Source organism: Marinobacter antarcticus, from assembly GCF_900142385.1.
GTDB classification, from domain to species: Bacteria; Pseudomonadota; Gammaproteobacteria; order Pseudomonadales; family Oleiphilaceae; genus Marinobacter; species Marinobacter antarcticus.
Window position 1 is genome coordinate 173,309 of the sequence record NZ_FRAQ01000003.1, and the last position, 26,308, is coordinate 199,616.

A 26,308-nucleotide genomic window follows, 5' to 3' on the forward strand; every position below is an offset into this window, starting at 1 on the left:
CCGGTATGGCACCAAAAAAGATCCTGCGTCGCCCTCAGCCGGGCACCGTTTCGGCTTGGGGGCAAGACCTGCCCCCCTTGCTCCGGCGCCTTTACGCTGCCCGCGGCGTTACTTCCAACGAGCAGCTGAGTTACACCCTCAGGCATCTGGCCTCACCCTTCACGTTGCGGGGCATTGACCGCGCGGTCGAATTGCTCGCGGATGCCATCGCCCGGAATCAACGGGTACTTATACTCGGGGATTTCGATGCTGACGGCGCGACCAGCACCGCTGTTGCGATGCTTGGGCTTTCCATGCTCGGGCTACAGAGTATTGATTTCCGGGTGCCCAGCCGCTTTGCGGATGGCTACGGGCTGACCCCCGGGATCATTGATCGCCTGGTGGAGGAAGGTGAGCTGCCGGATCTTATGGTCACGGTGGATAACGGCATCTCTGCCATCGACGGCGTGAAGGCAGCACGGGACCTGGGCATCAAGGTGGTGGTTACGGATCACCATCTGGCCGGCGAGGTGCTGCCGGATGCCGATGCGATCGTAAACCCGAACCAGCCCGGCTGTGCTTTCCTTAGCAAAAACGCCGCTGGCGTAGGCGTTATGTTCTATGTGCTCACGGCACTGCGCAAGAAGCTCCGGGAGGCCGGCAGGTTGCCGCAGCCGGAGCCCAACCTGGGTAACCTGCTGGATCTGGTGGCATTGGGCACGGTCGCTGATGTCGTGCCGCTGGATCATAATAACCGTATTTTTGTTGAGCAGGGCCTGCGGCGCATTCGGCAGGGTGAAGCCCGACCCGGAATTCTTGCGCTACTGGAAGTTGCCGGCCGGGAACACGCAAACATTAGCTCAACCGATCTCGGGTTCGTGGTTGGCCCGCGCCTCAATGCCGCTGGCCGGCTGGACGATATGAGCGTTGGTATCGCCTGCCTGCTGACAGACAGTCGTGATGAAGCTCGACGCCTTGCTCGCGAACTGGATACGTTTAATCGGGAACGGCGCACTATCGAAAAGGATATGAAAACCCAGGCGCAGGATTTGCTTGCCTCTATGTCTCTGGATCTGGACGGGCTGCCATGGGGATTGGCTTTGTTTGATGAGGACTGGCATCAGGGTGTGATCGGTATCCTCGCGGCCCGCATCCGCGAACAGACTCATAGGCCGACGATCGCTTTCGCGCCGGATGAAAACGGCGTGGACGTAAAGGGTTCTGCCCGCTCAATTCCAGGGCTTCATATCCGCGATGTGCTGGCGGCTGTGGACTCCCGTCATCCCGGGGTGATGAAAAAATACGGCGGCCACGCCATGGCGGCCGGCATGACGCTGGCTCGCGGCGATTTTGGTGTCTTTGCGGAAGCGTTCGATAGAGCTGTGCGAGATATCCTGACTGCCGCGGATCTTGAGGCAGTCATCACTACCGACGGTCCGCTGAGTTCTGATGAGCTGTCGCTGGAAACGGCCGCTCTGCTGAAGCGTGCAGGCCCTTGGGGGCAGCATTTCCCGGAGCCTTTGTTTGACGGAGAGTTTCGTGTGATCAGTCAGCGTATTGTTGGAGAAAATCATTTGAAGCTGGTTTTGCAGCCGGTGGATGGCAGCGGCATTATTGACGCTATTGCGTTCAATACCGGGCCGGAGGTTCCTGACTATACGCGCACGGGTGCACGGGTGGTTTATAAACCAGATGCCAACACCTTTCGTGGCCGAACAAATCTTCAGCTTTTAGTAGAGTATCTGGAGCCGGTTTCCTAATTCGTTTTGTGGGCTGGTTTCTGGGAGTAAGTCAGGGGGTGGGTGCTCTTTTCTGCCGGAAAAAGATGTTTGAGCGCAGCGAGTTGCTTTTTCCAGAAGAAAAGAGCACCCGCCTCCTGACCGATAAGGCAGCACCAAGCCAGCGGACAACGGCTGATTTGCCACTGGAATTCCGGTAGAATCCCGCCACTGTTTTTTCACCATTTTCCAATACGAGTAAGGTTTTCATGGAAATTAATCCCATTGTGACGAAGATTAAAGAGCTTCGTGAGCGTACTGAAGCGCTCAGGGGGTATCTTTGACTACGATCAGCGTAGTGAACGGCTGGTCGAAGTAGAACGAGAGATGGAGCTGCCCACGGTGTGGGAAGATCCTGATCGTGCTCAGGCGTTGGGCAAAGAGCGCTCCGATCTTGATCTTATTATTAGTACGATCGACAACCTCACAACCGGCCTGTCCGATGCGGAGAGTCTGCTGGAAATGGCTGTTGATGAAGATGACGCAGGCACAGTGACCGAGATTGAGTCGGATCTTGAAGCTCTTGATGCAGAGCTTGAGAAGCTCGAGTTTCGCCGTATGTTTTCCGGTGAGATGGATGCCAACAGTGCCTATCTGGATATCCAGGCGGGGTCTGGTGGTACTGAAGCTCAGGACTGGGCCAATATGCTTTTGCGTATGTACTTGCGCTGGGCTGAGCGTCGCGGTTTCAAAGCCGAGATTGTGGAACTGCAGGAAGGTGATGTGGCCGGTATCAAGAGTGTCACCATTCACATTCAGGGTGAGTTTGCGTTCGGTTGGTTGCGCACGGAAACCGGCGTTCATCGTCTGGTTCGTAAGTCGCCGTTCGACTCTGGTAACCGCCGCCATACTTCTTTCTCTTCGGTGTTTGTATCGCCGGAAGTGGATGACAGTTTCGAGATTGAAATCAACCCGGCAGATTTGCGGGTGGATGTTTACCGTGCCTCCGGCGCCGGTGGCCAGCACGTTAACCGGACGGAATCTGCGGTGCGTCTGACTCATAATCCGACGGGTGTTGTTGTGGCCTGTCAGGCCGGTCGAAGCCAGCATCAGAACAAAGATCAGGCCATGAAGCAGCTCAAGGCCAAGCTTTATGAGCGTGAGATGCAGGCGCGTAACGCCGAGAAGCAGAAAGCCGAAGACGCAAAATCCGATATTGGTTGGGGCAGCCAGATTCGCTCCTACGTGCTGGATGACAGTCGAGTCAAGGACTTGCGTACCAAGGTTGAAACCAGCAACACTCAGGCGGTGTTGGATGGTGATATTGATAAGTTTATTGAAGCCAGCCTGAAGATGGCGCTTTAACCCGCGCCACTGCCAAGTCACCCGGACATCCCCGATTTTCTAGTGAGCCAACATGACAGAACACACCAAGAATGCACCGCAAGAGGACAACAGGCTGATCGCTGAGCGCCGCGCCAAATTGGCTGAGTTGCGTGAAAGTGGCAATCCGTTCCCAAATGATTTCCGCCGCAATGCCACCGCTGCCGAACTGCAGGCGAAATACGGTGACAAGAGTAAGGAAGAGCTGGAATCCATGGGTATCAAGGTTGCGATCGCTGGCCGTATGATGCTTGACCGCAAAGCATTCAAAGTGGTTCAGGACATGACCGGCCGTATGCAGATCTATGCGACCAAAGATGTGCAAAAAGACACCAAACAATGGGATCTCGGGGATATTGTTGGTGTGCGGGGAATGCTGACGAAATCCGGTAAGGGCGACCTTTATGTGACCATGGACGAGTACGTGCTGCTCACCAAGTCGCTGCGTCCGCTGCCGGAGAAACACAAAGGCCTGACTGATACCGAATCGCGCTATCGTCACCGCTATGTGGATCTGATGGTTAACGAAGACAGCCGCCGGGTATTTCTTGCGCGCTCGAAAATCATTACCGCCATGCGTCAGTTTTTTGCCGATCGCGATTTCATGGAGGTGGAAACCCCCATGTTGCAGGTAATTCCCGGAGGTGCAACCGCTCGGCCGTTTATGACCCACCATAACGCTCTGGGTATTGATATGTATCTGCGCATCGCGCCGGAACTGTATCTGAAGCGACTGGTTGTGGGTGGCTTTGAGCGGGTGTTCGAGATTAACCGTAATTTCCGGAATGAGGGGCTTTCCACCCGCCATAACCCGGAATTTACCATGGTGGAATTCTATCAGGCGTATGCCGATTACAATGACCTGATGGATCTCACAGAGGACATGCTGCGCGCTATTGCGGAGCAGGTGCTGGGTGCCACCACCGTGGTGAATACTCGCATTTTGGCTGATGGCAGTGAAGAGTCTATCGAGTACGACTTCGGCAAGCCCTTTGAGCGTATGACGGTTGTGGACGCGATCCTCCGATTCTCTCCGGATGTGACTGCGGAGCAGCTGGAAGATGAAGCATCGGCGCGGCAGTTGGCAAAAGATCTGCGCATTCACCTGAAAGATGGCTGGGGTCTGGGCAAGGTGCAGATCGAGATCTTTGAGGCGACGGCAGAGCACCGCCTGATGCAGCCTACGTTCATCACCGAATATCCGAAAGAAGTGTCGCCGCTGGCACGTTGCAAGGACAGCAACCCGTTTGTTACCGAGCGCTTTGAGTTTTTTGTGGGTGGCCGCGAGATTGCCAACGGATTTTCCGAGCTCAACGATGCGGAAGACCAGGCGGAGCGATTCCAGGCTCAGGTCGCCGAGAAAGACGCCGGTGATGACGAGGCCATGTTCTACGACGAAGACTATGTGATGGCACTGGAATACGGCTTGCCACCCACGGCGGGCGAGGGTATTGGTATTGATCGGCTGGCAATGCTCCTGACCAATTCGCAGTCCATTCGCGACGTTATTCTGTTCCCGGCCATGCGCCCGGAGCACAAAGCCGAGAGCTCGAACAACGAGAGCATCTAAGGTAAGGAGCACCCATGCATCCGGTCGAGGCACTGGCAAGTCATCTCAGCCCCGGTCGGGGCTGGAAAGAACACCTCGCGGATGAATTCAGTCAGCCCTATATGCAGGCGTTGGCTGAATTTTTGGCTGCTGAAGAAAACGCCGGAAAAATTCTCTTTCCGGACAGTTCACACTGCTTCAATGCCCTGAACAGCACTCCGTTGGATCAGGTGCGCGTTGTCATTCTCGGTCAGGATCCCTATCACGGTCCCGGTCAGGCCCACGGTCTGTGCTTTTCAGTAAGGCCTGACGTTCCCGTGCCACCTTCGCTCGTTAACATGTTCAAGGAAATCCAGAGCGATCTGGGTGTTGCGCCGCCGGATCACGGCTGCCTGCAGCCTTGGGCGGAGCAGGGTATTTTGCTTCTGAACAGTGTGCTCACGGTTGTTCAGGGCCAGGCAGGCGCGCATCAGGGAAAAGGCTGGGAGACGTTTACAGACCGTGTGATCGAAACCGTGAATCGTGAACGTGAGGGCGTCGTGTTCCTGCTCTGGGGTAATTATGCCAGGAAGAAGGGGCAGCACATTGATCGCAGCCGGCACTTGGTGCTGGAGGGGCCGCACCCGTCGCCGCTCAGTGCTTATCGCGGGTTCTTTGGCTGTAAACATTTCTCCCGGGCCAATGAATGGCTCCGGGAGCAAGGGCAGAAGCCGGTAAGCTGGGAGCTGCCCTCCAAAGCAGATCTGAGCATCGGTTATTGAAGCAGCGCCATCGCCGCTTCCATCTGGGCATTCAGGTCTTCTTCTTCGTTCATATCGATATTCGGGTCGATACCGAGGCGATCAAAAGCCGAGATGGCAGACCAGTCCATCTCTGCCCAGCGGTGCTCAGAGCCTGCAACCAGCTGAAGGTTGGCTACCATGACCAGATCGGCGTAGTCAGCTGAAGGCGCTTCTCTCTGGAAGTTCGCGTATTCCAGTGGGACATTTTGCAGGTCTTTCGGGAAATCCCACTTTTTGAGAATGGCTGCACCGATTCTCGGATGCAGTTCCTCAATGACATTGTCCAGCATGATGCTGCTGATCTGCACGTCTTCATCTTCCACGTAGCGCAGAATGGGCAGCACGCCGATCAGGTGCACCAGACCAGCGAGTGTGGCCTGATCGGGCTTCAGCTTCGTGTAATGCTGGGCAAGTACGTGGCAGACGCCAGCCACTTCGGTGCTGGTCTGCCAAGTTGCGCGCAGGCGCTGGTCGATCATGTCGGAGGTTGCCTGGAACATCTGCTGCATTGCCAGACCCATGGCCAGGTTGCTCGTGTAGGCCATGCCTAGCCGGCTTACAGCCATGTTCAGGTTCTCTATCGCGCGGTTGCCCCGGAAAAGCGGGCTGTTGCAGACCCGGATAATGCGGGCAGACAGAGCTGTATCGTTGCTGATCACCTTGACCAGGTCGCCAATGGCTGAGTCCTCGGACTCGGCGATCTCGCGCACCTGAAGCGCAGCTTCCGGAAGGGTAGGGAGTACCAGTTTATCGTTTTCGATGGCGGCGGTAAGATCCGCTTTTATAATTTCAGCAATATTCGACATGGTTCGGTAAGGATCCGGTTGTCAGTTCGGGGGGGCGTGACTGAGCAGGCCCGACACCCCGAAGATCAGAATTATGAACTCTATGTATAGCAAATTCTGGCGGCTTTGCCTGTCAACTTATGTATCAGTAGTTGTGCGATGCTCACGCTCTGTAACGTTATAAGGTAGAGGCTGTAGCTGCAGAAGGGCATCTGGCTGGCCATCAGCAAACAGTTTGCCATTGGCGGCGTCATGCCGGACGACTGCAAGTAGCTGGCAGGACCCGTCATTGAAACCGACTGCGTTGACCACTTCTCCCACAGAACGCTCGCCCGCCATGATGGGCATTCCCGGTGTGGGTACGGAGTCTGCTTTCGAAATGTGAAAGCGGAACAGGCTTTTTTTGAGCTGTCCGAGAAAGTGCATCCGGGCGATCACTTCCTGGCCGGTGTAGCAGCCTTTTTTGAAGTTCACGCCGCCCAGGTGTTGCCAGTTGAGTATCTGTGGCACATAGGATTCGCTGGTCGATGTGCTCAGCATGGCGACGCCGGCAGCAATCTCTGATGCCTGCCAGTCGGCAAGGGTCTTCACCGGAATGCTGTCCAGCTCCAGACCGCCGGCATCGGGTTGCCATAGCTCAAAGCGGGACAACCCTTCAGCCGTGTTCTCGATGCGGATCAGGAAGCCTGGGGCCAGTGCAAGTGTGTCGCCAGGCGATGCCAGGCGGTCCAGGTCCTCTCCGGCGAGGCTTGACGCGGCTTCAGTGCCCAACAGTCCGATGATTTGCCCATCCGTTTGTGCCGTCATGGATGTGCCACGGAACAGCATCATGTATTTGCGCAGGTGAGTCATGATCGGCTCTGCCAGTTCGGAGGGAAGATCCATCAGAACGTCGCCCCCATCGCGTACCAGGCGTGTAAGGCAGTATGCGCGGCCTTTTGGCGTTGCACCTGCGGCGCGGGGCGATGTGCCCGCTTTGACGTCGTCGAGGTTCTGGCTTAACTGGCCTTGCAGGAACTTGTCGGTACCCGGACCGGAGATACGAACCAGAACACGATTGGTCAGCAGAATGCGGCCTGAAGCCGATGGCGGAAACTCGGCTGAAGTGTAAACAGGCGCGGCTGAAACAGGTGTTTCTGTACCAGTCATGGGAAAACTCCGGGCAGAAGACTATTCAAATGATTGCTGAGTGCGGCCCAGTCGCAACCACATTCTCAGACGACGAAACTGATCTTCGGATAGGTTACCGGCGATCCGTTTGCCGGAGAGTAACACAACCGGGTACGAAGCAGATCTGGAGGCTGCGGACTGCAGTTTCAAGAGCACGATCTTTGAGCTGACGCGACTCGAAGGGCAGGCGCGCACAGCTACAGTTTGCCCGTTACCGAGGCGCGCGTAGAGCGTGTCCTGATCCTGGTGCAGCCCCAGAACCGCCGACGGCCCTGCCAGTAACCCATTAAGCCGATACTGGAACATGGCGCCCACGAGGGTTAGCGGAGCCAGCGTATACATCCAGGTTTTGCCGAAAGCACCTGCAGTCAGTGCGAAGGCGCTGGCAACCAGCCATGGTGCAGCAGCCAGGCAGCCAACCGCAACACAGCGTGATAGCGTCAGGTCAATCCGGTTGGACACGGGTAAGGATGATGTCAACGATGCGCTGGAGATCCGAATCGTCCGGGCGGCTGCGCTGCATGAACCATTCGAACATATCGGCATCTTCACAGCTCAGAAGCTTGTTGTAGCGTTCCTGATCTTCCTTGTCCAAATCCCGGTAGGCTTCTTCCAGAAACGGAATCAGCAGGACATCCAGTTCCAGCATGCCGCGGCGGCTATGCCACCAAAGACGGTTGAAATCCGAGTTCTCCGCAGGGGGTTGGGTGTCTGACATAGTGGTTCTCTTTACGGCGAAGGTGTTCTGTAGGTTGTTGGTATCAGTACAGTATCACGGGCTTCATGTAGCAGTCCCGGATAATCCAGTGTGTAATGCAGGCCGCGGCTTTCCTTGCGTTGCAGTGCTGCACAGATAATCAGGTCGGATACGGTTACCAGGTTCCTGAGTTCCAGAAGATCGTTGGTTACCCGATAGTTGCTGTAAAACTCGCCGATTTCGCGGGATAGAAGATCGACTCTGTGTTTTGCCCGCTGAAGGCGCTTCGTGGTGCGCACGATGCCCACGTAATCCCACATAAAGTGACGCAATTCGTCCCAGTTGTGAGAAATCACAACGTCTTCATCAGAGTCTCTTACCTGGCTTTCATCCCAGGCCGGCGCTTCAGGCGGGGGCGGGATGTCAGCTTCCCGGCGCGTAATGTCGGCGGCAGCTGCCCGGCCATACACCAAGCATTCCAGTAATGAGTTGCTGGCCATGCGGTTGGCGCCATGAAGCCCGGTAAACCCTGCTTCCCCGACAACGTAAAGCTGGTTGATGTCTGTTCGCGCCCGCTCATCGCTGACAATACCGCCGCAGGTATAATGCGCTGCTGGCACTACGGGAATGGATTCGCGGGTAATGTCGATGCCAAACGCGAGGCATTTTTCGTAAATGGTCGGGAAATGATGCCGGATGAAATCCGCTGGTTTGTGGCTTATGTCCAAGTAAAGATGGTCTGCGCCCAGCCGCTTCATCTCGTGGTCGATGGCTCGGGCCACTATGTCCCGGGGTGCCAGTTCTCCGCGTTTGTCAAAGCGGTCCATGAAGCGGGAGCCGTCCGGCAGCTTCAGCAATCCGCCTTCACCTCGCACCGCTTCGGAAATCAGGAATGACTTGGCGTGAGGGTGATACAGGCAGGTAGGGTGGAATTGGTTGAATTCCATGTTGGCAACACGGCAGCCGGCACGCCAGGCCATGGCAATGCCATCTCCGGATGCACCGTCAGGGTTGGTGGTATAGCGATACGCCTTGGAGGCACCACCGGTCGCAATCACGGTGAATCGTGCCCGGAACAGCTCCACATGGTTATCGTCAAGGTTCAGTATGTAGGCGCCAACGCAGCGGTTGCCCGGTAAAGCCAGTTTGCGGTTGGTAATCAGGTCCACAGCGACTCGCCCGGACATTAGCTCAATGTTGGGCCGGGCCTGGGCTTGGGCGGTCAATGTTGTGGATACGGCATGCCCGGTGGCATCAGCGGCGTGAATAATACGCCGGTGGCTGTGGCCTCCCTCGCGGGTGAGGTGGAGCTGGGCGTCGGTGTCCCGGGTAAAATTAACGCCGGTGCCGATGAGCCATTCAATGCTTTCTTTGCTTTTCTCTACGGTAAATCGCACGGCATCTTCGCTGCACAGGCCGCCTCCTGCGGCAAGGGTATCCTGCACATGGTTTTCGGTGGAGTCCTGGTCGTCCAGAACGGCGGCTATGCCGCCCTGAGCCCAGAGTGTCGCACCGCTGCTGATTTCTGCCTTGCTGACAAGGCATACCTTCAGGTGTTCCGGGAGATTAAGCGCAACGGTCAGGCCGGCAGCGCCGCTGCCGATAATGAGAACATCGTATTCATGGGACTGTGGCATCGGGTCGTTATCGCGGGCCATAATGTAGACGTCTATTGAACTAAACTTTACGCTTGCTGTCTATTTTGCCTGATGGATGACCTGCCTTGCGGGCTGAGTCGTCGTTTTCATAAACGGGCGCCGGACAATGAGTATGAATCATCAGAAACTCGTATTGGCCGGAAAGCTGGCCGCGAAAACAGAGAGTACCGGCATAGCGTCCATGGCACCCGATAACGATCAGAAAAAGACTGAGCAGCCAGATAGCCAGACCGACCTGCAACTTGTTCGCAAGGTCCGGAACGGGGATCGCGCAGCGTTTGACCTGTTGGTTGTCAAATATCAGTCAAGAGTAGCCTCCATCATCAGTCGTTACGTTTACGACAGCCAGGAAGTCATGGATCTTACCCAGGAAGCGTTCATTAAGGCTTACCGGGCTATTGATCGTTTTCGTGGTGACAGTGCTTTTTATACTTGGCTCTACCGTATTGCGGTGAACACCGCGAAGAATTATCTCGAGTCGCGCAGTCGCAGGCCTCAGGGCAGCGCTGACTCGGCCGAGGCAGAGAACTTTGACGATGGTCGACGCTTACGCGATATCGCCTCGCCAGAGCGCCTGCTCCAGCGTGATCAGCTGCAAAAAGAGCTCAGTAATGCGATAGCCAGTCTGCCAGAGGAACTGCGGTCGGCATTCCTTTTGCGCGAATATGACGGGCTCAGTTATGAAGACATTGCGCGGATTCTGGAGTGTCCCATCGGGACTGTGCGCTCGCGTATTTTCCGGGCCCGGGATGCCGTTGACAGGCATCTTGGACCTCTGCTTAATCATTCCGTGACGTAATTGAGGGTGCATCCTATGGATGATCGTCTCAGAGAAACACTGTCTGCCATGATGGACGATGAAGCCGACGAGCTTTCGGTCCGGCGTCTGTTGTCCCACGAGGGTCAGGATGACGTGCGTGCCCAGTGGCAGCGGTGGCAGGGTATTCACGATCTGATGCACCGAGTCCATTCACCGGCTGAGGGTGTAGATATAAGTGCGGCAGTGCGCGAGGCGCTGGACGGCCGCACAAGATCGCAGGTGCAGGCCGTAACGCAGAATCGTGAGGCGCCGCGCCGCTGGCAATGGCCGGCGGTGGCAACGGTTGCCGTTGCTTTGCTGGTAGGTTTTGGTGCAGGTGCAGGCTGGGATGCCGCAGAGACTTCTCCTGATGCCCTGGCCGCCGCGCCTGCAACGGAAGCGCCCGGTGCTGACTCTGCCAGCGAAGGTTCGCCGATTCAGGAAGTTGCCTTGCAGGGGCTGGATGAGAAACAGTGGGAACACATGAGCCGTTATCTGCTGGAGCATGCTCAGCACAACAGTGTGGGTGCCGGGCAGGGCTCGGTGGGCTATGCTCGTCTTGTCAGCGCAAATGGCGGCTACTGATATCAAGTAATGAAGGTGTTCATGAGCAAAGCTCGTTATTTCGGCCTGAGACTGACTTATCTGTCATTGCCTGGGCTCATTGCGCTTTTTCTGACTATGGTCATGCCGGCCTCGGCGATTGCCGGTGAGAAGTCAGCGGCCTACTGGCTTGAGCGCCTGGGGCCTGCCCTCAACATGACTTCTTATCGAGGCGTGTTTGTGTACGCCCGGGGTTCCAGCGTCCATTCCATGCAGATCGCCCACCGTTATCACGATGGCATCGTGGAAGAGCGGCTGGTTCTGCAGGACGGAGGCAGTGGTGAGATTGTTCGCCGGGATATGAATGTGGTCTGTGTGCTCCCGGAGCAGGGCAAGATAAAGCTGGATCAGGTCATTCCCTCCGGGCCCTTTGCAGAGGCATTCACCAGTCAACTGAGTCCTGTAAGCCGATGGTACAGTGCCGAACTCAAGGGCGAAGATCGTATTGCCGGCTATGATGTGGTTACCGTCGCGCTGACTGCCAAAGATAAGAATCGTTACAGCCATAGTCTGTGGCTGGAAAAATCCACTGGTCTTTTGCTAAAAAGCCACGTACTTGCAGCCGATGGCGATGTGCTGGAACACTTTCAGTTCACCAGTCTCGAGATTACTGAAGATATTCCTGACAGCGAGTTTGAAATCCGCACCGAGGGTCGTGAGATCTCCCGCACCTTGAGCGAGGCTGGTCGGCATTCTGGTTCGCGGGACGGGTTTTCAAAAACACCGCGTATGCATGGCTGGCACCTTGACTGGCGCCCGGAAGGTTTTGAGCCTGCCGCAGTGCCCAGCTCCAGTAAGGGACAGACAGTTGCGTTTTCGGACGGTCTGGCGGCATTCTCTGTGTTTGTTGAGCCTGTTGGCAGAGTGAGTATGCCTACGGGTGCCTCCCGCATCGGGGCGACAACCATATATATGCGCCAGTTGCAGAGCCGGAATAAGGCATTTTTGGTGACTGTTGTGGGTGAGCTGCCACCGGCTTCGGCCCGCCAGGTTGCCGAATCAGTGCGGATTGACGAAGCCTTTGCTCTGGGTGCGAGTGAACAGTGATTACCGAGACCGGAAAAGTCGTTGCCGTTACGGGTGAGCACGCCTGGATCCAGACCATCCGCACCAGCGCCTGCCAGAGCTGCGCTGCGCGCAATGGCTGTGGGCAGAAAGTGTTGGCTTCTGTCACGGGTGGCCGGGCCAACCAGGTGCGTGTTGTTAATTCAGTGGATGCCCGTGTTGGCGAAGAAGTGACACTGGGTATTGATGAAAGTGCGCTCCTTGGCGCCTCGCTGCTAGTGTACGCGCTTCCTCTGTTGCTTATGGTGGCTGCCAGTATGTTGGGGCACTACCTGTCCAATGGCAGCGATTTTGCGGCCATGTCGGGCGCCGTTGCCGGTCTTGCGTCAGGCTTCCTGGTAAGTCGCAAATTACAGAGCCGGAATGTCGGCAACTATGAACCCACGCTGCTCCGGGTTAACCGTATCCCGGCCGGAGCAGTTCCTCATCCAGACTCGATAACATGACATATAGGGGATTCTGACATGCTGAGAACGAGAACAGTAGTTACCTTGTTTTCCCCGGCATCACTCACTCAGAGGGTGCCAGCTTTTTTTCTGCTGATGCTGGCAGCCATTCTGATGGTGGCCTGGAGTCAGGTAGGTTTCGCTCGAGGCCTGCCGGATTTTACAGATCTGGTTGAGGAAAATGCAGGCGCGGTCGTCAATATAAGTACCACCAGCGCCCCCGCTGTGGGTAACACCCGCTTTCACAACTTGCCTTTTGATGAGCGGCAGCTCGACCAGTTGCCGGAGTTTTTCCAGGATTTTTTTCGTGGCCCCCAGTCACCCTTTGGCGGAGCACCGGGTAATGCTCAGCCGCGGCGCTCTATGGGCTCAGGGTTTATTGTTTCCGCCGATGGCTATGTGTTGACCAACAATCATGTGGTTGAAGGTGCTGATGAGATTATTGTCCGGCTCAACGACCGTCGTGAGTTGCCGGCAACTTTGGTTGGCACAGATCCCCGCTCGGATATGGCCGTTTTGAAAATCGAGAACGGGGACGACCTGCCTGTTGTAAAAACAGGGCGCTCCAAAGACCTCAAAGTTGGTGAATGGGTGGTTGCGATCGGGTCGCCGTTTGGCTTTGATTACACCGTCACGGCCGGCATCGTCAGTGCACTTGGCCGTTCACTTCCTTCAGAAAACTACGTGCCGTTTATTCAGACCGATGTTGCCATCAACCCGGGTAACTCCGGTGGTCCGCTATTCAATCTCGACGGCGAAGTCATTGGTATTAACTCGCAGATCTACACTCGCTCTGGTGGTTTCATGGGGGTTTCGTTTGCTATTCCCATTGATGATGCCATGAGCGTATTTCGCCAGATTCGCGATAAGGGTGTTGTTTCCCGTGGCTGGCTGGGCGTTCTGATTCAGGAGGTGAATCGTGATCTGGCTGAGTCGTTCGGGCTCAAACGCCCGAGGGGTGCGTTGATTGCAGAAGTTATGGATGGCTCGCCGGCTGAGGAGGGTGGCTTGCAGTCTGGTGATATCGTTCTTGAGTACGATGGTGACGATATTCAACTCTCGTCGGATCTGCCGCCTATGGTGGGCCGCACCCCGGTAGGTGAGACGGCTCGCCTCACTGTTCTTCGTAGCGGAAAAGAAATCGCACTGGACGTGGAAATTGGCGAGCTACCGGATGAAGGCGGTGCCCGGCAAGCCGCTCCCTCTGGTGGCAGCTCTTCAACCGCGCCCCTGGGGTTGACTGTTGAGCCTTTGCCGTCGGACCTTGCGGATTCTATTGGTGTATCCGGCGGTGTTGTAGTGACCGGTGTTGGCAGAGGGCCGGCCTATAATGCCGGCATTCGCGACCGGGATGTGATTACCGAGATCAACAGGAAAGCGGTGTCGTCGGTCGAGGATTTCCGGAAGGTGGTGAGATCACTGCCTGAAGGGCAAGCGGTATCCGTTCGCGTAGTGCGCCAGGGCAGGGCAATCTATCTTGTCATGAAACCCTGATAGTAATGATCTGAGCGGTCACCATTATTGCAAGAAGCCTCCAGGCCTGATGTTAAAAACGACAGTCTTGGGGGCTTTTGTTATACTGGCCGGCTACAATAAAACAGAACGGCCACGGAATGGACCAGATCAGATTATGAACAGAATGGACCTCCCCCTCCTGCAACTTCTGAAACCCCGTAATGCCTGGCTTGCCTGGCTGCTTCTGGTCGTGGCGATCGCCGTAACCGTCGTGTCGTGGCAGTTTTCCATCCGTCTGGTAGAAGATCGTACTGAAGCCCGGTTCCGAACCCAGTCGCTGCAATTGAAAACCGCCATTGAGGAACGGCTGCTTAACTATGAGCAGGTTCTGGCAGGCAGCGCCGGTCTTTTCGCGGTCGCGGGTAAGGTGTCCCGTGATCAGTGGCGGGAGTATGTTGATAAGGTCGACATTAACCGCTATTACCCGGGTATTCAGGGCATCGGGTATGTTGAGCGTATTGAAGTGCGGGAGATGGCCGATCACATTGCGTCGGTGCGTGCAGAAGGTGTTCCTAAATATCTTGTGAAACCACTGGGAACCGGACCTTTCTATTACCCCATGGTGTACCTCGAACCCGGAACCGAAAGTAATCGGTCAGCGCTGGGTTATGACGCCTTCAGTGACCCGGTTCACCGCAAGGCCATGGAGCGGTCGCGTGACAACGCAATTCCGACGGTAACGGCTAAAGTTGTTCTGGTTCAGGAAGAGCTGGAAGAGGGGCAGGCCAGCTTCCTTATGTATTACCCTGTTTTCCAGGGTGGTGTGGTGCCGGATATACGGGCAGAACGTCGCATGATGCTGGCGGGCTTCGTGTTCAGTGCGTTTCGCATGAACAACCTTCTTGACGGCATCATCGGCCTGATTTCGCCGTTTCTCGATGTTCGCATCTACGATAACGGTGCGGTCGCCCGTAAAAATCTGATGTACGGCTCGAACCTGGGCTCCCTGGATAATGAGTTCAGTTTTGAAATGAGCCAGACCGTAAGCCATGGCGGGCGGGACTGGTTGCTGCAAACCCGATCCACTCCGGCCTTTGACTATCTGGCATCAGATCCTCGTCCGTCGATCGTGCTTGGCAGCGGTGTTGTTATAAGCCTGTTGCTTTTTGCTGTATCACTGGTGCTGATACATTCGCGCCTCATGGCGCAGATCGGTGCCGGGCGTTATCGCGCTATTACGGAGGGCGCGGCTAACGTTACGCTGGTTATGGATGAGCACGGAACGCCGCTTTATGCCAGCCCGTCCTGTTTTGATATTCTCGGATTTGACCCCGACGAAGTTCAGGCGATTGCGCTGGAAAGTCTTGTGCACGAGGACGACTGGCCCCAGCTGCAACAGGGCTTTGATGATGCCGTAGAGGCACCAGGCAAGCAGATGACGGTTATCCGGGCGCGTATCCGCGATGCTGCTGACAACTGGCGCGACATGGAGGGTACCTATACCGCCATGCTGACAGTGCCTGGCGTTAACGGTGTGGTGCTGAGTCTGCGTGACCTGACCCAACTGAAAGCGGCCCAGTCCGAGTTGCACCGTCTTGCGTTTTACGATCCCCTTACCGGGCTGGCCAACCGCCAGTTATTCCGTGATCGTCTCAACAGTGTGGTGCGCCGGAGTCGCAGAAGCGGCGAGCCGGCAGCTCTGATGTTCCTGGACCTTGATGGTTTCAAGCGTATTAACGATACCCTTGGTCATGAAGCGGGCGACGAGCTTCTGTGTCAAGTGGCACAATGGCTTGAGGGTTGTGTGCGTGAAGAAGATTCTGTGGCAAGGCTTGGCGGTGATGAGTTTGTTGTGTTGCTGTCAGAGGTCAGTGGCACAGACGCTGCCTCCAAGGTTGCGGAAACCATTCTGCGCAGATTGTGCCAGCGGATTCGACTGAGTGATCATGAGGTGGGTATTACGGTCAGTATCGGCGTCACCATGATTTCCCTCGATAGCGAAGATCCCGGTACTTTGATGAAATATGCGGATCTGGCTATGTACCGGGCCAAGGAAATGGGTCGCAACACTTACCAGTTCTTTACCCCTGCCATGAATATCAAAGCCGCACGCCGTTTACTGCAGCAGGAAGAACTGGCGAGCGCCCTCGAGGGTGAGCGTTTTGTTCTGCATTACCAGCCAAAGGTGGATCTGGTCAGTGAGCGGGTAATTGGTGTTGAAGCCTTCCTGCGCTGGCATCACCCCGAGAAGGGTCTGGTGTCGGCGCAGCAGTTTATTGGTCTGGCCGAAGAAACAGGGCTGATTGTACGTCTCGGTGAAATGGCATTGCGCCAGGCCTGTATTCAGGTTCAGGCGCTGGAGCGGGCGGGCTTTGAAGCCCTGAAAATGGCGGTCAACCTGTCGGTAAGGCAGATCACAGATTCCCGTTTTCTCGATATGGTCCGGCAGGTAATTACTGAGACCGGTGTTTCACCAGAGAAGCTGGAACTGGAAATGCCAGTGGAGTTGCTGAATGAAGATCCGCGCATGCTGCGTGAGCTCCTTGTATCGCTTAATGACCTTGGCGTCTGCCTGATTCTGGACGATTTCGGAGCTGGCTCATGCTCCCTGGTTGCTTTGCAGCAACTTCCTCTCGATGTTATAAAAATTGATCACCGGTTTATCCGCGATATTCCGTACAATGTAAGCGCAACCGATGTGGCTTCTGCGGTGATTGCGCTGGCGCAGAAACTCCACCTTACCGTGGTGGCTGAGGGAGTAGAAACACCGCAACAACTGAGCTTCCTGAAATCGGCAGGGTGCACCCAGTGCCAGGGCAACCTCTTCAGTTACCCGCTGGATGAAGATGCGCTGATTGGCTTTCTTATCCGGCAATATGAGCGCCCTCTTATTTCCTGATCATGGCAATGGCGGCCGGTAACCGGTAAAATCACGCCTGCCCCGGATCCTGATAGTGGTCTCTCCGGGCCCAATCCTTCGTATTATTATGAGTATTCATTGTCTGTGACTGAACTGAGCCGAATCCGTAACTTCTCCATTATCGCCCACATTGACCATGGAAAATCCACACTTGCAGACCGTTTTATCCAGGTTTGCGGAGGCCTGACCAAGAGGGAAATGGCCGAACAGGTGCTGGACTCCATGGATCTGGAGCGGGAACGGGGCATCACCATCAAGGCTCAGAGCGTTACGCTGCATTACACGGCCAGGGATGGTCAGGTATACAAACTGAACTTTATCGATACCCCTGGTCATGTGGATTTTTCCTACGAGGTGTCGCGCTCTTTGTATGCCTGTGAAGGTGCGCTGCTGGTTGTGGATGCAGGCCAGGGCGTGGAAGCGCAGTCTGTCGCCAATTGCTACACTGCTATCGAGCAGGGTCTGGAAGTTGTACCGGTTCTGAACAAGATGGACTTGCCCCAGGCTGAGCCAGAGCGGGTTGCTGCTGAAATAGAAGACATCATCGGTATTGATGCCTCAAGTGCGGTGCGCTGCTCGGCCAAGAGCGGCATGGGTGTTGAAGATGTTCTGGAAGATCTGATCCAGAAAATACCACCACCCCAAGGCGATCGCTCAGCTCCGCTGCAAGCGCTGATCATCGATTCCTGGTTCGATAATTATCTGGGCGTTGTCTCTCTTGTCCGCGTTACCCAGGGCATTATGAAAAAAGGCGACAAGATCGTTCTCAAATCCACGGGCAAGGCCTGGAACGCGGACAAGGTGGGGATTTTTAATCCCAAACCCCATGATACCGGCATACTGGAAGCCGGCGATGTGGGCTTTGTTGTTGCGGGGATCAAGGATATACACGGTGCGCCGGTGGGTGACACCATCGTGCATCACAAGTTTGCCGCAGAGACGCCGATGTTGCCGGGGTTCAAGAAGGTGCAGCCGCAGGTCTATGCTGGCCTGTTCCCGGTAAGCGCTGACGACTACAACGATTTTCGCGACGCGCTGGAAAAACTCACGCTGAACGATGCTTCACTGTTTTACGAACCTGAAAGCTCCGATGCTTTGGGCTTTGGGTTTCGTTGTGGTTTCCTGGGCATGCTGCACATGGAGATCATTCAGGAGCGGCTGGAGCGTGAATACGATATTAATCTGATTACCACCGCGCCCACGGTTATATACGAAGTGCTGACTCGCCTGGGCGAGACGCTGTCGGTGGACAGCCCCTCAAAGTTGCCGGATATTGGCTCGATTGAGGAAATGCGCGAGCCCATCGTCGAAGCGAACATTCTGGTGCCCCAGGAACACTTGGGTAATGTGATTGCCCTGTGTGAAGAGAAGCGGGGGGTTCAGAAAAATATGCACTTTACGACCAACCAGGTGCAGTTAACCTATGAGCTCCCGATGGCAGAGGTGGTGCTTGATTTCTTTGATCGTATAAAATCTGCCAGCCGCGGGTTTGCCTCATTGGACTACCACTTCGTTCGTTTCCAGCAAGCGAACCTTGTGCGTCTTGATGTGCTTATAAACGGTGAGCGCGTGGATGCGCTGGCTCTGATCGTCCATAAAGAACAGGCGAACTACAAGGGGCGCCAGCTCATAGAGAAGATGAAAGAGCTGATCCCCCGGCAGATGTTTGATATTGCAATCCAGGCCGCCATTGGAAACCAGATTGTGTCGAGGGTCAGTGTAAAGGCGCTGCGCAAAAACGTAACTGCAAAATGTTACGGCGGAGATGTCAGTCGCAAGAAAAAACTGCTCCAGAAGCAGAAGGAAGGCAAAAAACGCATGAAGCAACTGGGTAATGTTGAGGTGCCTCAGGAAGCGTTCCTTGCCGTATTGAAAGTCGATAATTAAAAGGCATATGGATGGATATTGATTTTCCACTGGTTCTGGTGGTTCTGACCTTCGTGTCAGGGCTGATCTGGCTGGCAGACATACTGTTTTGGCGTAAGCGTCGTCTTGCAGCATCCCCTGCAGATGCGGCTCACGGCGAAGAAGCGCCAAAAGAGCCCTACCTGGTCGATCTCAGTCGTTCGTTTTTCCCGGTACTGGCTATTGTGCTGGTGCTCAGGTCTTTTCTGGTGGAGCCCTTCCAGATTCCTTCAGGCTCCATGCTGCCAACGCTGGAAGTCGGCGATTTTATTCTGGTCAACAAGTATGCCTATGGCCTGCGTTTGCCGGTTGTCGGAACCAAGGTTCTTGATATTGGGGATCCGGCCCGGGGTGATGTGATGGTATTCCGCTATCCCAAGGACGGCGAAACCAACTACATCAAACGCGTGATTGGCCTTCCCGGGGACACAGTGCGCTATCGCAACAAGCAGCTTTTCATCAACGACCAGCAGATTGAAAGCGAGTTTGTTGTGCGCCTGCCACCGGTAGAAGTGCGCCGGGAAGATTTGGGCGCGGTTGAGCACGATATTTTCCTGACCATGGGGCGTCCGGGCACCGCCGGTGAAGGCGAGTGGCAGATACCGGAAGGGCATTATTTCATGATGGGTGATAACCGTGACAACAGTAACGACAGTCGTTACTGGGGTACGGTTCCGGATAAACTGATTGTGGGTAAGGCTTTTGGGATCTGGATGCACTGGGAATCCATCACCAGTCTGCCATCCTTCAAGCGTGTGGGCGGTATTGAGTAATTCTGACTATTCTGGAGTTCAGTTGTAATGAAGAAAAATAATCTTTCCGCCATGGGCCGCCAGGGTGGTGCCTCAGCGCTTGTTATTCTGATTATGGTGCTGTTTTTCGGCAGCCTGTTGTCCCTGCTCTTAAAGGTTGGGCCAGCTTACATGGATGATCTTACCATTCAGGAAGCTCTGGAAAGTCTGGATGGCACTGAGGGGTTGTCTCAGATGGGGCCGGCACAGCTCCGCACCCTTATGAACAAGCGCTTGAGCGTAAATAATGTCCGGGGCTTTGATGCCAAGGATATTTCGATTGAGAAAGACGGCGAACTTGTGGTGATCAATGTCGACTATGAAGTGCGCAACAACATTTTTCGCAATGTGGATACCGTTGTTCACTTTCAGCACAGATATGAGATGAAGGGCAAGTGAGTTCGCAGCCGGATCTGGATCAGTTACAGCGATGTCTTGGTTATCAGTTCAAGTCACCAGAGCGGCTGATGCTGGCGCTTACGCACCGGAGTTATGGCAACCAGAATAACGAACGACTGGAATTTCTCGGCGACTCGATTGTCAATATGGTTATCGCGGAGTATTTGTTCCTGAACTTCGAGAAAGCCCGGGAAGGCCAGTTGAGCCGTTTGCGGGCCAGAATGGTTAAAGGTGTAACCCTGGCCGAGATTGGCCGTGAATTCCAGTTGGGTAGTTATTTGCGCCTGGGTTCCGGTGAGCTGAAAAGCGGTGGCTTTCGTCGCGAATCCATTCTTGCCGATGCGGTGGAGTCAATTATCGGAGCCATCTATCTCGACAGTGATTTCCACACCTGCCGGGAGCAGATACTGCGCTGGTTTGAGCGCCGGCTGGAACAGCTCGACCTTCAGGATACACAGAAAGATCCCAAGACCCGTTTGCAGGAGTATCTTCAGTCCCGGCAGTTTCCTCTTCCCAGGTATGATGTTATTTCTGTGGACGGAGAAGCTCATAACCAGACATTTCATGTGTCCTGTGTGTTGTCTTCGCTGGACCGAACAACCAGCGGAATCGGCAACAGCCGCCGCGTGGCGGAGCAGGAAGCAGCCCGCAGCGCGCTGAAACAACTTGGCGTGGAGACACCCTGATGAACGATATTACCCGTCCGGAGAATCCCGATAGCCGTTGTGGTTTTGTGGCCATTGTTGGTCGCCCCAACGTAGGCAAGTCGACGCTGCTGAACCATATTCTGGGCCAGAAGCTGAGCATTACCTCCCGCAAACCACAAACCACTCGCCATAAGGTACTGGGAATCAAAACCGTGGGTCCGGTGCAGGCGATTTACGTAGATACACCCGGCATGCATGTGGAAGAGCCCAGGGCTATTAACCGGTACATGAACAAAGCGGCCACTTCTGCACTTTCTGGTGTGGATGTGGTGGTATTCGTGGTGGATCAGCTTGCCTGGACCACTGCTGACGAGATGGTACTGGAGAAACTGAGCAAGCTGGAATGCCCGGTTATTCTGGCGGTGAATAAAGTTGACCGGATTGAGAAGCGGGAAAACCTGTTGCCGCACTTGGACATGCTTTCCAGAAAGCGTGAGTTTGCCGAAATTATTCCTATGTCGGCGCTGAAGCAAACCAACCTGAAGCCGCTGGAAGAAGCGGTTGGTCGTTTCCTGCCTGAGAGCGTCCACTTCTACCCCGATGATCAGATAACCGACCGGAGCGAGCGTTTTCTGGCCTCGGAAATGGTGCGTGAAAAAATTACTCGCCAGCTCGGGGCCGAGCTACCTTATTCTGTTGCGGTAGAAATTGAAGAGTTCAAGCGTGACGGCAAGACGCTGCATATCTCTGCGCTGATTCTTGTGGAGCGCGAGGGCCAGAAAAAAATCATGATCGGCGATAAAGGTGACAGGTTGCGGAGCATCGGCCAGGACGCCAGAGCCGATATGGAGCGCATGTTTGACAGCAAGGTCATGCTGCGGCTTTGGGTGAAAGTGAAACGCGGCTGGGCAGACAGTGATCGCGCGCTGAAAAGTCTGGGCATGAACGACCTCTGAGGCCGCTATGCCCCTTGAGGCACTATGAAAAGAGACGCGCAGCAGCAAGAGCCCGCTTATGTGATGCACCGGCGACCCTGGCGGGAAACCAGCCTCCTGGTCGATCTGTTTACGCTCAATCACGGTCGTATGAGCGTGATTGCCCGAGGTGCCAGCAGCAGCAAGAGCCCGCTCAAAGCGCAGCTCCAACCCTTTCAGCCCCTCGTGTTGGGCTGGGTAGGGCGCGGTGACCTGAAAACCCTGACCCAGGTGGATGTGCGCGATGGCCCCATATTGCGTCGCACCGTATCCTTGTACAGCGGCTTGTATCTGAATGAACTGATGCAGCGGATATTACCCCAGGAAGACCCTCACCCAACTCTTTTTGCGGCTTACATTGAGGCGCTTGCGTTGCTCGCGGAAACGTCTGATGTAGAGCCGGTGTTACGGAAGTTCGAACAAGCGTTTGCTGCGGCTCTGGGTTACGATTTTGCCTGGGACCTGGCGACGGATACTGGTCACACCATCAGTGCAACACACTCCTATTGCTACGATCCCGAACAGGGTATTGTCGCTGCTGTCTCTGCCGGTGTCCGGTTGCAGAACTTGCCCGGAGATGCGCTGCTTGCGCTTGCAGACGGAGATTATGAGGCCGTCGCAAGCCGCCGGGTCTCAAAGCGGGTTATGCGCATACTGACAGATTACCTGCTGCAGGGGCGTCCGTTGAACAGTCGCAGTCTTTTCAGTCATCCCAGGGGAGAACGACATGAATCCTAGAGTATTGCTTGGTGTCAATATTGACCATATTGCCACTTTACGTGAGGCCCGGGGGACCCGTTACCCTGACCCGGTTCAGGCTGCCCTGTTGGCGGAGGAAGCTGGCGCAGACGGCATAACGATCCACCCCAGAGAAGACCGGCGCCATATCCAGGATCGCGATGTATTGCTGCTGAAACAAGTGCTTCAGACGAAAATGAATCTTGAGATGGCGGTCACTGACGCCATGCTGGATTTTGCAGAGCAAGTCCGGCCTGAATGCGTTTGCCTGGTTCCCGAAAAGCGGGAAGAGTTGACGACCGAAGGCGGGCTTGATGTGGAAGGCCAGGAGGGTCGTGTGGCCAGTGCCTGCGAACGACTGGCCAAACTGGGCGCAGAAGTTTCTCTCTTTATTGATCCGGATCGCGCGCAGATTGATGCAGCGGTGCGCTGTGGTGCTCCGGTTATCGAGCTCCATACCGGAGAGTATGCTGAGGCTGTGGGCGCAGAAGCGGAAGACGCGGCATTCAAGGTCCTGGTTGAAGCGGTTACTTACGCTCGCAAAAAGGGGCTGATTGTAAATGCAGGCCATGGCCTGCATTATCACAATACTGAGCGGGTTGCCGCTATTCCTGGTATTAATGAACTTAATATTGGCCACGCGATTATTGCCAGAGCGGTATTTTGCGGCCTTAAAGAAGCGGTCCGGGATATGAAGGCGATCCTTGATCGGGCGCGTGGAAGAGCCTGATCAGCCCTGGTGGTGATATACGGAACACCATCAGCTGGTCTCAGCCCGCTGATAGTGTTTCCGAAACAATTGCTGCCAGTCGGTTCGCTCGCTCCAGATCTGCAACCGCTCCATGGCGGAGGCTAACTGATTCTTCTGTAGCTCCGTGTCCGGCGCTGAACATTTGAGCGCTGTTTCCAGGCGATTTGCAGCTGAGCGCAGCTCCGGAACCCCGCAGTAACGTGTTGCACCGTGAAGTTTGTGCACGCATTCCAGCAGACTTACCAGGTCTTGCTTACCCCAGAACCGTTCAATCTGGTTCAGATCAGCAGGCAGTTGCTCCAGCAACATACTGAACAACTCTTCTGCCAGATCTGCCTTGCCAGCTGCCAGTTGGATGCTCTCAGCCACGCTCACACAGTCCCGCTGCATTTTGCGCGTGGAGGGTCTTAATGCACGTCTTGTATCGCGGATTTCCGGTACTGGAAATCGGTCAGCATGGCCGGCATTTCGGCAATCATACCCCGTGCACTCCCGTATGGTTTCTGCAAGCTGTCCGCTGCTGATGGGCTTGGGCAGATAGCCATCGAACCCCTGCCTGATCAGTCGCTCCTGCTCGTCGGCCAGTGCATGCGCCGTGAGGGCGATGATCATTGTTCTGTGGTTGCTGTTGTCCATCTCACGAAGGCGTGAGGTGGCTTCCACGCCGTCCATGCCCGGCATCTGAAGATCCATGAAAACCAGATCAAAAGACTTTTGCCGGGCTTTGCTCAAGGCCTCAAAGCCGCTTGATGCGCCTTCCGCGTCTATCCGGTAATCCTGCAGCAGGGTCATCACCAGTTTTAGATTGGCTTCGTTATCGTCCACGGCCAGTACTCTGGGCATATTGGCGGGAGCGGGTAGTAGGTGGGCCGGATGTTCCTGGCGCGACATACCTCGCCCGGAGGTGTTTATACCGTGTACCAGAAGAAGCAGTTCATCATAAAGTGCTTCACGACATACCGGCTTGGACAGGTGGCCGCTTACCAGCTCTGACAGAGGTGTGTCGTGGATTTCCAGGGTTGGTGTCAGCAACAGCGTTCGGCAGTCGCGTTCAATCTCCAGGATCCGCACCAGCCCGCAGTACTGGCTTGAGTTAAGCAAGTGCCGGGTAATTCCGATAATAGCTGCGGCATACCCTGACTGGTTCTTCTGGGCTTCCTCGATCTGCTCCTGCATGGCACCAGGGGATGCGGCGCGATGAACCGTCATCCCCCATTGCCGCAAAAGGTGCTCGACAGCAAGGCCACAGGTTTTCTGGTGCTCCAGATAAATAACCCGCTCACCTCGAAGAGCGTCCCGGGGCGCACTCGTCTCGCCGCTTGAGGAAAGTTCCGGTGTCAGGGTAAACCAGAAAGTGGAGCCTTTTCCCAGCTCACTCTGCAGTCCGATCTTGCCCCCCATTTCTTCAACCAGGCGCTTGGAAATGGCGAGGCCAAGGCCGGTACCGCCGTACTGCCTGGCCGTTGATGCATCAGCCTGACTGAATGCATTGAACAGCGATTGCTGCTGAACCCGGGACAGCCCCACACCGGAATCGGTAATACTCAGGCGAAGGGTAACCCGATTGTTTTCCTTGTCCTCATCTTCAAGGCTGACACGCAGTACCACCTCACCGGTCTGGGTAAACTTGATGGCATTGTTGACCAGATTGGTAATTACCTGTTTGACCCGTAGGGGGTCGCCCATGATGTTATCCGGAACGTCATTATAAACCAGAGGCACAAGATCAAGATTTTTACTGTGGGCGGCCGGGGCCAGCATGACCATGACCTCTTCTACAATATCCCTGAGCTGAAAAGGAACGCGATCGAGGATCAGTTTGCCGGCCTCAATCTTCGAGAAATCCAGAATATCGTTGATGATGGTCAGGAGAATCTCTGAGGACTTGCGTATCGTGCTCAGGTGGTCTTTTTGCTGGCGGGGCAGGGAGCTTTTGAGGAGTAATTCGGTAAAACCGATAATGCCATTGAGCGGAGTCCGGATTTCATGGGACATATTGGCCAGAAACTCGGATTTTATCCGGCTGGCCTCCAGAGCCTCCTTGCGGGCGAGATCCAGTTCGATGTTCTGGATCTCGATGGTCTCCAGGGTTTCGCGAAGGTCCTCGGTAGCCTGATCAATGTTCTGCTGCATTTCTGCCTGCGCTTTGCTCAGTTCCTCCGCCATGGCGTTGAGGCCGGATTCCAGCTGTTCAAATTCCGGGCCGGCTCCAGTGTTAACACGGGTTTCAAGCTTGCCTTCCTTGAGCTTTGCCACCGCTTCGTTCAGCTCGAATATCGGACCGGTGAAAGCCCGGCTTAAACGCAGCGCTATCAAGAGACTCAAAATAACGCCGCCGAGCACGAGCAAAAGCGAGATCAGCAGGGCCTTATAGGTCTCCTTTTCGGTGCGGATATGAGACATCTCCACAGCAACCCAGCCCAGGGGCGCTCTCTGTCGGGCAGCGGACTGGCGCGCATCCGGGTCGAGCATGTTCTGGATCATCAGGTCCTGAAGAAAAACCGGTGTGACGAATCGGGTACTGGCGTTGTGGGTAATACGGCTTGCCTGTGAGCTTGCCAGTTTTTCGATATCAAGATTGTCAGAGCTGCCCGGTCCAGTGTGCAGCAAGCGGGTGCGGTCACTATCAAAGAAGGTTATGGAGCGGACATCCTGTTCTTCCAGAAGCGCATTGGAAAGGCTGGTCAACAGGCCGCGATTGGCGGTAAACAGGCCGTATTCCGAGCCGGCGGCAAGCTGGCGTGAAAGCGACTCACCACGATCCCTCAGCAGGCTTTCAATATTGGTAACCCAGCTGTGGGTAAAAAACAGTCCCAGCATCAATGTGGTGATAAGGGTGGGAACCAGAGTTACCACCAGCACTTTTTTGCGAATGCCCCAACGTCGCATAGCAGATTCCTGGAAAATAGCTTAACACCGCTCGTTTAAGCGGGTTACGTCCTTGTAATAGTAGGTCATCCGGGCGCAGATAGCCTTCGAATCAGTGCCGGGCGAGCCAAAAAATACACGGGGTATATAGCCTTCAGTCATGGATTTAGCGAGAAGCTGTATTGGGCGACCGGGGCCATAACGCGTATCATGCCAACGCAAAAGT

24 protein-coding genes are annotated in these 26,308 nt (G+C 55.3%); 17 read left to right on the plus strand and 7 right to left on the minus strand.

Features of this window, described 5'->3' with window-relative positions:
- The first annotated feature begins 5 nt into the window (after positions 1 to 5).
- Positions 6 to 1,739, plus strand: a complete 1,734-nt coding sequence (gene recJ, locus BUA49_RS14880; protein ID WP_072799008.1) for a single-stranded-DNA-specific exonuclease RecJ — start codon at positions 6 to 8, stop codon at positions 1,737 to 1,739.
- A 31-nt stretch (positions 1,740 to 1,770) separates the two neighbouring features.
- On the opposite strand, the gene BUA49_RS17720 is transcribed toward recJ, so the two are convergent.
- On the minus strand, positions 1,771 to 1,968 hold the full coding sequence (locus tag BUA49_RS17720; RefSeq protein WP_139248798.1) for a hypothetical protein: 198 nt from the start codon (positions 1,966 to 1,968) through the stop codon (positions 1,771 to 1,773).
- Between BUA49_RS17720 and prfB the strand changes: the two genes are divergently transcribed.
- From prfB to ung, 3 genes are all read left to right on the plus strand, one after another.
- Positions 1,967 to 3,062, plus strand: a protein-coding gene (prfB, locus tag BUA49_RS14885) for a peptide chain release factor 2 (protein WP_139248799.1) whose coding sequence is annotated in 2 segments (ribosomal slippage) — positions 1,967 to 2,038 and positions 2,040 to 3,062 — 1,095 coding nt in all. Because the reading frame shifts where the segments join, the coding sequence is not laid out codon by codon here. The two genes, BUA49_RS17720 and prfB, sit on opposite strands and share 2 nt — an antisense overlap.
- Before the next feature lie 52 nt (positions 3,063 to 3,114).
- Entirely contained in the window at positions 3,115 to 4,650 is a 1,536-nt protein-coding gene (gene lysS, locus BUA49_RS14890) for a lysine--tRNA ligase (RefSeq protein WP_072799012.1), read from the plus strand.
- A gap of 14 nt (positions 4,651 to 4,664) precedes the next feature.
- Positions 4,665 to 5,390 carry a uracil-DNA glycosylase gene (gene ung / locus BUA49_RS14895; protein ID WP_072799014.1) on the plus strand — a complete coding sequence of 242 codons (726 nt, stop codon included), beginning with the start codon at positions 4,665 to 4,667 and terminating at the stop codon, positions 5,388 to 5,390.
- Here the strand turns inward: ung and BUA49_RS14900 are convergent.
- From BUA49_RS14900 to nadB, 5 genes are all read right to left on the minus strand, one after another.
- Complete coding sequence (locus BUA49_RS14900; protein ID WP_072799016.1) at positions 5,384 to 6,217, minus strand: HDOD domain-containing protein; 834 nt, start codon at positions 6,215 to 6,217, stop codon at positions 5,384 to 5,386. The two genes, ung and BUA49_RS14900, sit on opposite strands and share 7 nt — an antisense overlap.
- A gap of 117 nt (positions 6,218 to 6,334) precedes the next feature.
- Complete coding sequence (gene ygfZ / locus BUA49_RS14905; protein ID WP_072799018.1) at positions 6,335 to 7,345, minus strand: CAF17-like 4Fe-4S cluster assembly/insertion protein YgfZ; 1,011 nt, start codon at positions 7,343 to 7,345, stop codon at positions 6,335 to 6,337.
- A gap of 21 nt (positions 7,346 to 7,366) precedes the next feature.
- A complete protein-coding gene (locus BUA49_RS14910; RefSeq protein ID WP_072799020.1) occupies positions 7,367 to 7,828 on the minus strand; it encodes a hypothetical protein in 462 nt (153 codons plus the stop codon).
- Positions 7,812 to 8,084 carry an FAD assembly factor SdhE gene (locus BUA49_RS14915; RefSeq protein ID WP_072799021.1) on the minus strand — a complete coding sequence of 91 codons (273 nt, stop codon included), beginning with the start codon at positions 8,082 to 8,084 and terminating at the stop codon, positions 7,812 to 7,814. The genes BUA49_RS14910 and BUA49_RS14915 overlap by 17 nt, the downstream gene beginning before the upstream one ends.
- A gap of 11 nt (positions 8,085 to 8,095) precedes the next feature.
- On the minus strand, positions 8,096 to 9,700 hold the full coding sequence (gene nadB / locus BUA49_RS14920; protein ID WP_175547601.1) for an L-aspartate oxidase: 1,605 nt from the start codon (positions 9,698 to 9,700) through the stop codon (positions 8,096 to 8,098).
- Between the two features lie 133 nt (positions 9,701 to 9,833).
- Here nadB and rpoE point away from each other — a divergent pair, with 133 nt between their 5' ends.
- The 13 genes from rpoE (at position 9,834) to pdxJ (ending at position 23,193) form a co-directional block, all read left to right on the plus strand.
- On the plus strand, positions 9,834 to 10,520 hold the full coding sequence (gene rpoE / locus BUA49_RS14925) for an RNA polymerase sigma factor RpoE (RefSeq protein WP_072799025.1): 687 nt from the start codon (positions 9,834 to 9,836) through the stop codon (positions 10,518 to 10,520).
- A 15-nt stretch (positions 10,521 to 10,535) separates the two neighbouring features.
- On the plus strand, positions 10,536 to 11,105 hold the full coding sequence (locus BUA49_RS14930) for a sigma-E factor negative regulatory protein (RefSeq protein WP_072799026.1): 570 nt from the start codon (positions 10,536 to 10,538) through the stop codon (positions 11,103 to 11,105).
- Between the two features lie 21 nt (positions 11,106 to 11,126).
- Positions 11,127 to 12,170 (plus strand): MucB/RseB C-terminal domain-containing protein, encoded by a 1,044-nt coding sequence (locus BUA49_RS14935; RefSeq protein WP_407656711.1) that lies wholly within the window; start codon positions 11,127 to 11,129, stop codon positions 12,168 to 12,170.
- Positions 12,167 to 12,634, plus strand: coding sequence for a SoxR reducing system RseC family protein (locus BUA49_RS14940; RefSeq protein WP_072799028.1), 468 nt, complete (start codon positions 12,167 to 12,169; stop codon positions 12,632 to 12,634). Before BUA49_RS14935 ends, BUA49_RS14940 begins: the two co-directional genes overlap by 4 nt.
- Before the next feature lie 96 nt (positions 12,635 to 12,730).
- On the plus strand, positions 12,731 to 14,128 hold the full coding sequence (locus tag BUA49_RS14945) for a DegQ family serine endoprotease (RefSeq protein WP_228704518.1): 1,398 nt from the start codon (positions 12,731 to 12,733) through the stop codon (positions 14,126 to 14,128).
- 136 nt (positions 14,129 to 14,264) lie between these two features.
- Positions 14,265 to 16,988 carry a bifunctional diguanylate cyclase/phosphodiesterase gene (locus BUA49_RS14950; RefSeq protein ID WP_228704510.1) on the plus strand — a complete coding sequence of 908 codons (2,724 nt, stop codon included), beginning with the start codon at positions 14,265 to 14,267 and terminating at the stop codon, positions 16,986 to 16,988.
- Between the two features lie 105 nt (positions 16,989 to 17,093).
- Entirely contained in the window at positions 17,094 to 18,896 is a 1,803-nt protein-coding gene (gene lepA / locus BUA49_RS14955; protein WP_072799198.1) for a translation elongation factor 4, read from the plus strand.
- Positions 18,897 to 18,907: 11 nt separating this feature from the next.
- A complete protein-coding gene (gene lepB / locus BUA49_RS14960; protein ID WP_072799032.1) occupies positions 18,908 to 19,687 on the plus strand; it encodes a signal peptidase I in 780 nt (259 codons plus the stop codon).
- 27 nt (positions 19,688 to 19,714) lie between these two features.
- Complete coding sequence (locus BUA49_RS14965; protein WP_072799034.1) at positions 19,715 to 20,104, plus strand: DUF4845 domain-containing protein; 390 nt, start codon at positions 19,715 to 19,717, stop codon at positions 20,102 to 20,104.
- Positions 20,101 to 20,790, plus strand: coding sequence for a ribonuclease III (gene rnc / locus BUA49_RS14970; RefSeq protein ID WP_072799036.1), 690 nt, complete (start codon positions 20,101 to 20,103; stop codon positions 20,788 to 20,790). The genes BUA49_RS14965 and rnc overlap by 4 nt, the downstream gene beginning before the upstream one ends.
- Positions 20,790 to 21,707: a GTPase Era gene (gene era / locus BUA49_RS14975; RefSeq protein ID WP_072799038.1), complete on the plus strand. Its 918-nt coding sequence runs from the start codon at positions 20,790 to 20,792 to the stop codon at positions 21,705 to 21,707. The genes rnc and era overlap by 1 nt, the downstream gene beginning before the upstream one ends.
- 24 nt (positions 21,708 to 21,731) lie before the next feature.
- Positions 21,732 to 22,463, plus strand: coding sequence for a DNA repair protein RecO (gene recO / locus BUA49_RS14980; RefSeq protein ID WP_072799039.1), 732 nt, complete (start codon positions 21,732 to 21,734; stop codon positions 22,461 to 22,463).
- Positions 22,453 to 23,193, plus strand: a complete 741-nt coding sequence (gene pdxJ / locus BUA49_RS14985) for a pyridoxine 5'-phosphate synthase (RefSeq protein ID WP_072799041.1) — start codon at positions 22,453 to 22,455, stop codon at positions 23,191 to 23,193. The genes recO and pdxJ overlap by 11 nt, the downstream gene beginning before the upstream one ends.
- Positions 23,194 to 23,223: 30 nt before the next feature.
- On the opposite strand, the gene BUA49_RS14990 is transcribed toward pdxJ, so the two are convergent.
- Positions 23,224 to 26,103, minus strand: a complete 2,880-nt coding sequence (locus BUA49_RS14990; protein ID WP_072799043.1) for an ATP-binding protein — start codon at positions 26,101 to 26,103, stop codon at positions 23,224 to 23,226.
- Between the last annotated feature and the right edge of the window lie 205 nt (positions 26,104 to 26,308).

What these genes read in the sequence shown, in the direction of transcription:
- ygfZ (WP_072799018.1), bottom strand. Translation starts at nt 7,345, where the DNA reads ATGACTGGTACAGAAACACCTGTTTCAGCCGCGCCTGTTTACACTTCA.
- lysS (WP_072799012.1), top strand. Translation starts at nt 3,115, where the DNA reads ATGACAGAACACACCAAGAATGCACCGCAAGAGGACAACAGGCTGATC.
- rpoE (WP_072799025.1), top strand. Translation starts at nt 9,834, where the DNA reads ATGAATCATCAGAAACTCGTATTGGCCGGAAAGCTGGCCGCGAAAACA.
- BUA49_RS14930 (WP_072799026.1), top strand. Translation starts at nt 10,536, where the DNA reads ATGGATGATCGTCTCAGAGAAACACTGTCTGCCATGATGGACGATGAA.
- ung (WP_072799014.1), top strand. Translation starts at nt 4,665, where the DNA reads ATGCATCCGGTCGAGGCACTGGCAAGTCATCTCAGCCCCGGTCGGGGC.
- BUA49_RS14915 (WP_072799021.1), bottom strand. Translation starts at nt 8,084, where the DNA reads ATGTCAGACACCCAACCCCCTGCGGAGAACTCGGATTTCAACCGTCTT.
- BUA49_RS14900 (WP_072799016.1), bottom strand. Translation starts at nt 6,217, where the DNA reads ATGTCGAATATTGCTGAAATTATAAAAGCGGATCTTACCGCCGCCATC.
- era (WP_072799038.1), top strand. Translation starts at nt 20,790, where the DNA reads ATGAACGATATTACCCGTCCGGAGAATCCCGATAGCCGTTGTGGTTTT.
- nadB (WP_175547601.1), bottom strand. Translation starts at nt 9,700, where the DNA reads ATGCCACAGTCCCATGAATACGATGTTCTCATTATCGGCAGCGGCGCT.
- recJ (WP_072799008.1), top strand. Translation starts at nt 6, where the DNA reads ATGGCACCAAAAAAGATCCTGCGTCGCCCTCAGCCGGGCACCGTTTCG.
- BUA49_RS17720 (WP_139248798.1), bottom strand. Translation starts at nt 1,968, where the DNA reads ATGAAAACCTTACTCGTATTGGAAAATGGTGAAAAAACAGTGGCGGGA.
- BUA49_RS14950 (WP_228704510.1), top strand. Translation starts at nt 14,265, where the DNA reads ATGAACAGAATGGACCTCCCCCTCCTGCAACTTCTGAAACCCCGTAAT.
- BUA49_RS14965 (WP_072799034.1), top strand. Translation starts at nt 19,715, where the DNA reads ATGAAGAAAAATAATCTTTCCGCCATGGGCCGCCAGGGTGGTGCCTCA.
- BUA49_RS14935 (WP_407656711.1), top strand. Translation starts at nt 11,127, where the DNA reads ATGAGCAAAGCTCGTTATTTCGGCCTGAGACTGACTTATCTGTCATTG.
- BUA49_RS14945 (WP_228704518.1), top strand. Translation starts at nt 12,731, where the DNA reads ATGCTGGCAGCCATTCTGATGGTGGCCTGGAGTCAGGTAGGTTTCGCT.
- lepB (WP_072799032.1), top strand. Translation starts at nt 18,908, where the DNA reads ATGGATATTGATTTTCCACTGGTTCTGGTGGTTCTGACCTTCGTGTCA.
- pdxJ (WP_072799041.1), top strand. Translation starts at nt 22,453, where the DNA reads ATGAATCCTAGAGTATTGCTTGGTGTCAATATTGACCATATTGCCACT.
- BUA49_RS14990 (WP_072799043.1), bottom strand. Translation starts at nt 26,103, where the DNA reads ATGCGACGTTGGGGCATTCGCAAAAAAGTGCTGGTGGTAACTCTGGTT.
- recO (WP_072799039.1), top strand. Translation starts at nt 21,732, where the DNA reads ATGAAAAGAGACGCGCAGCAGCAAGAGCCCGCTTATGTGATGCACCGG.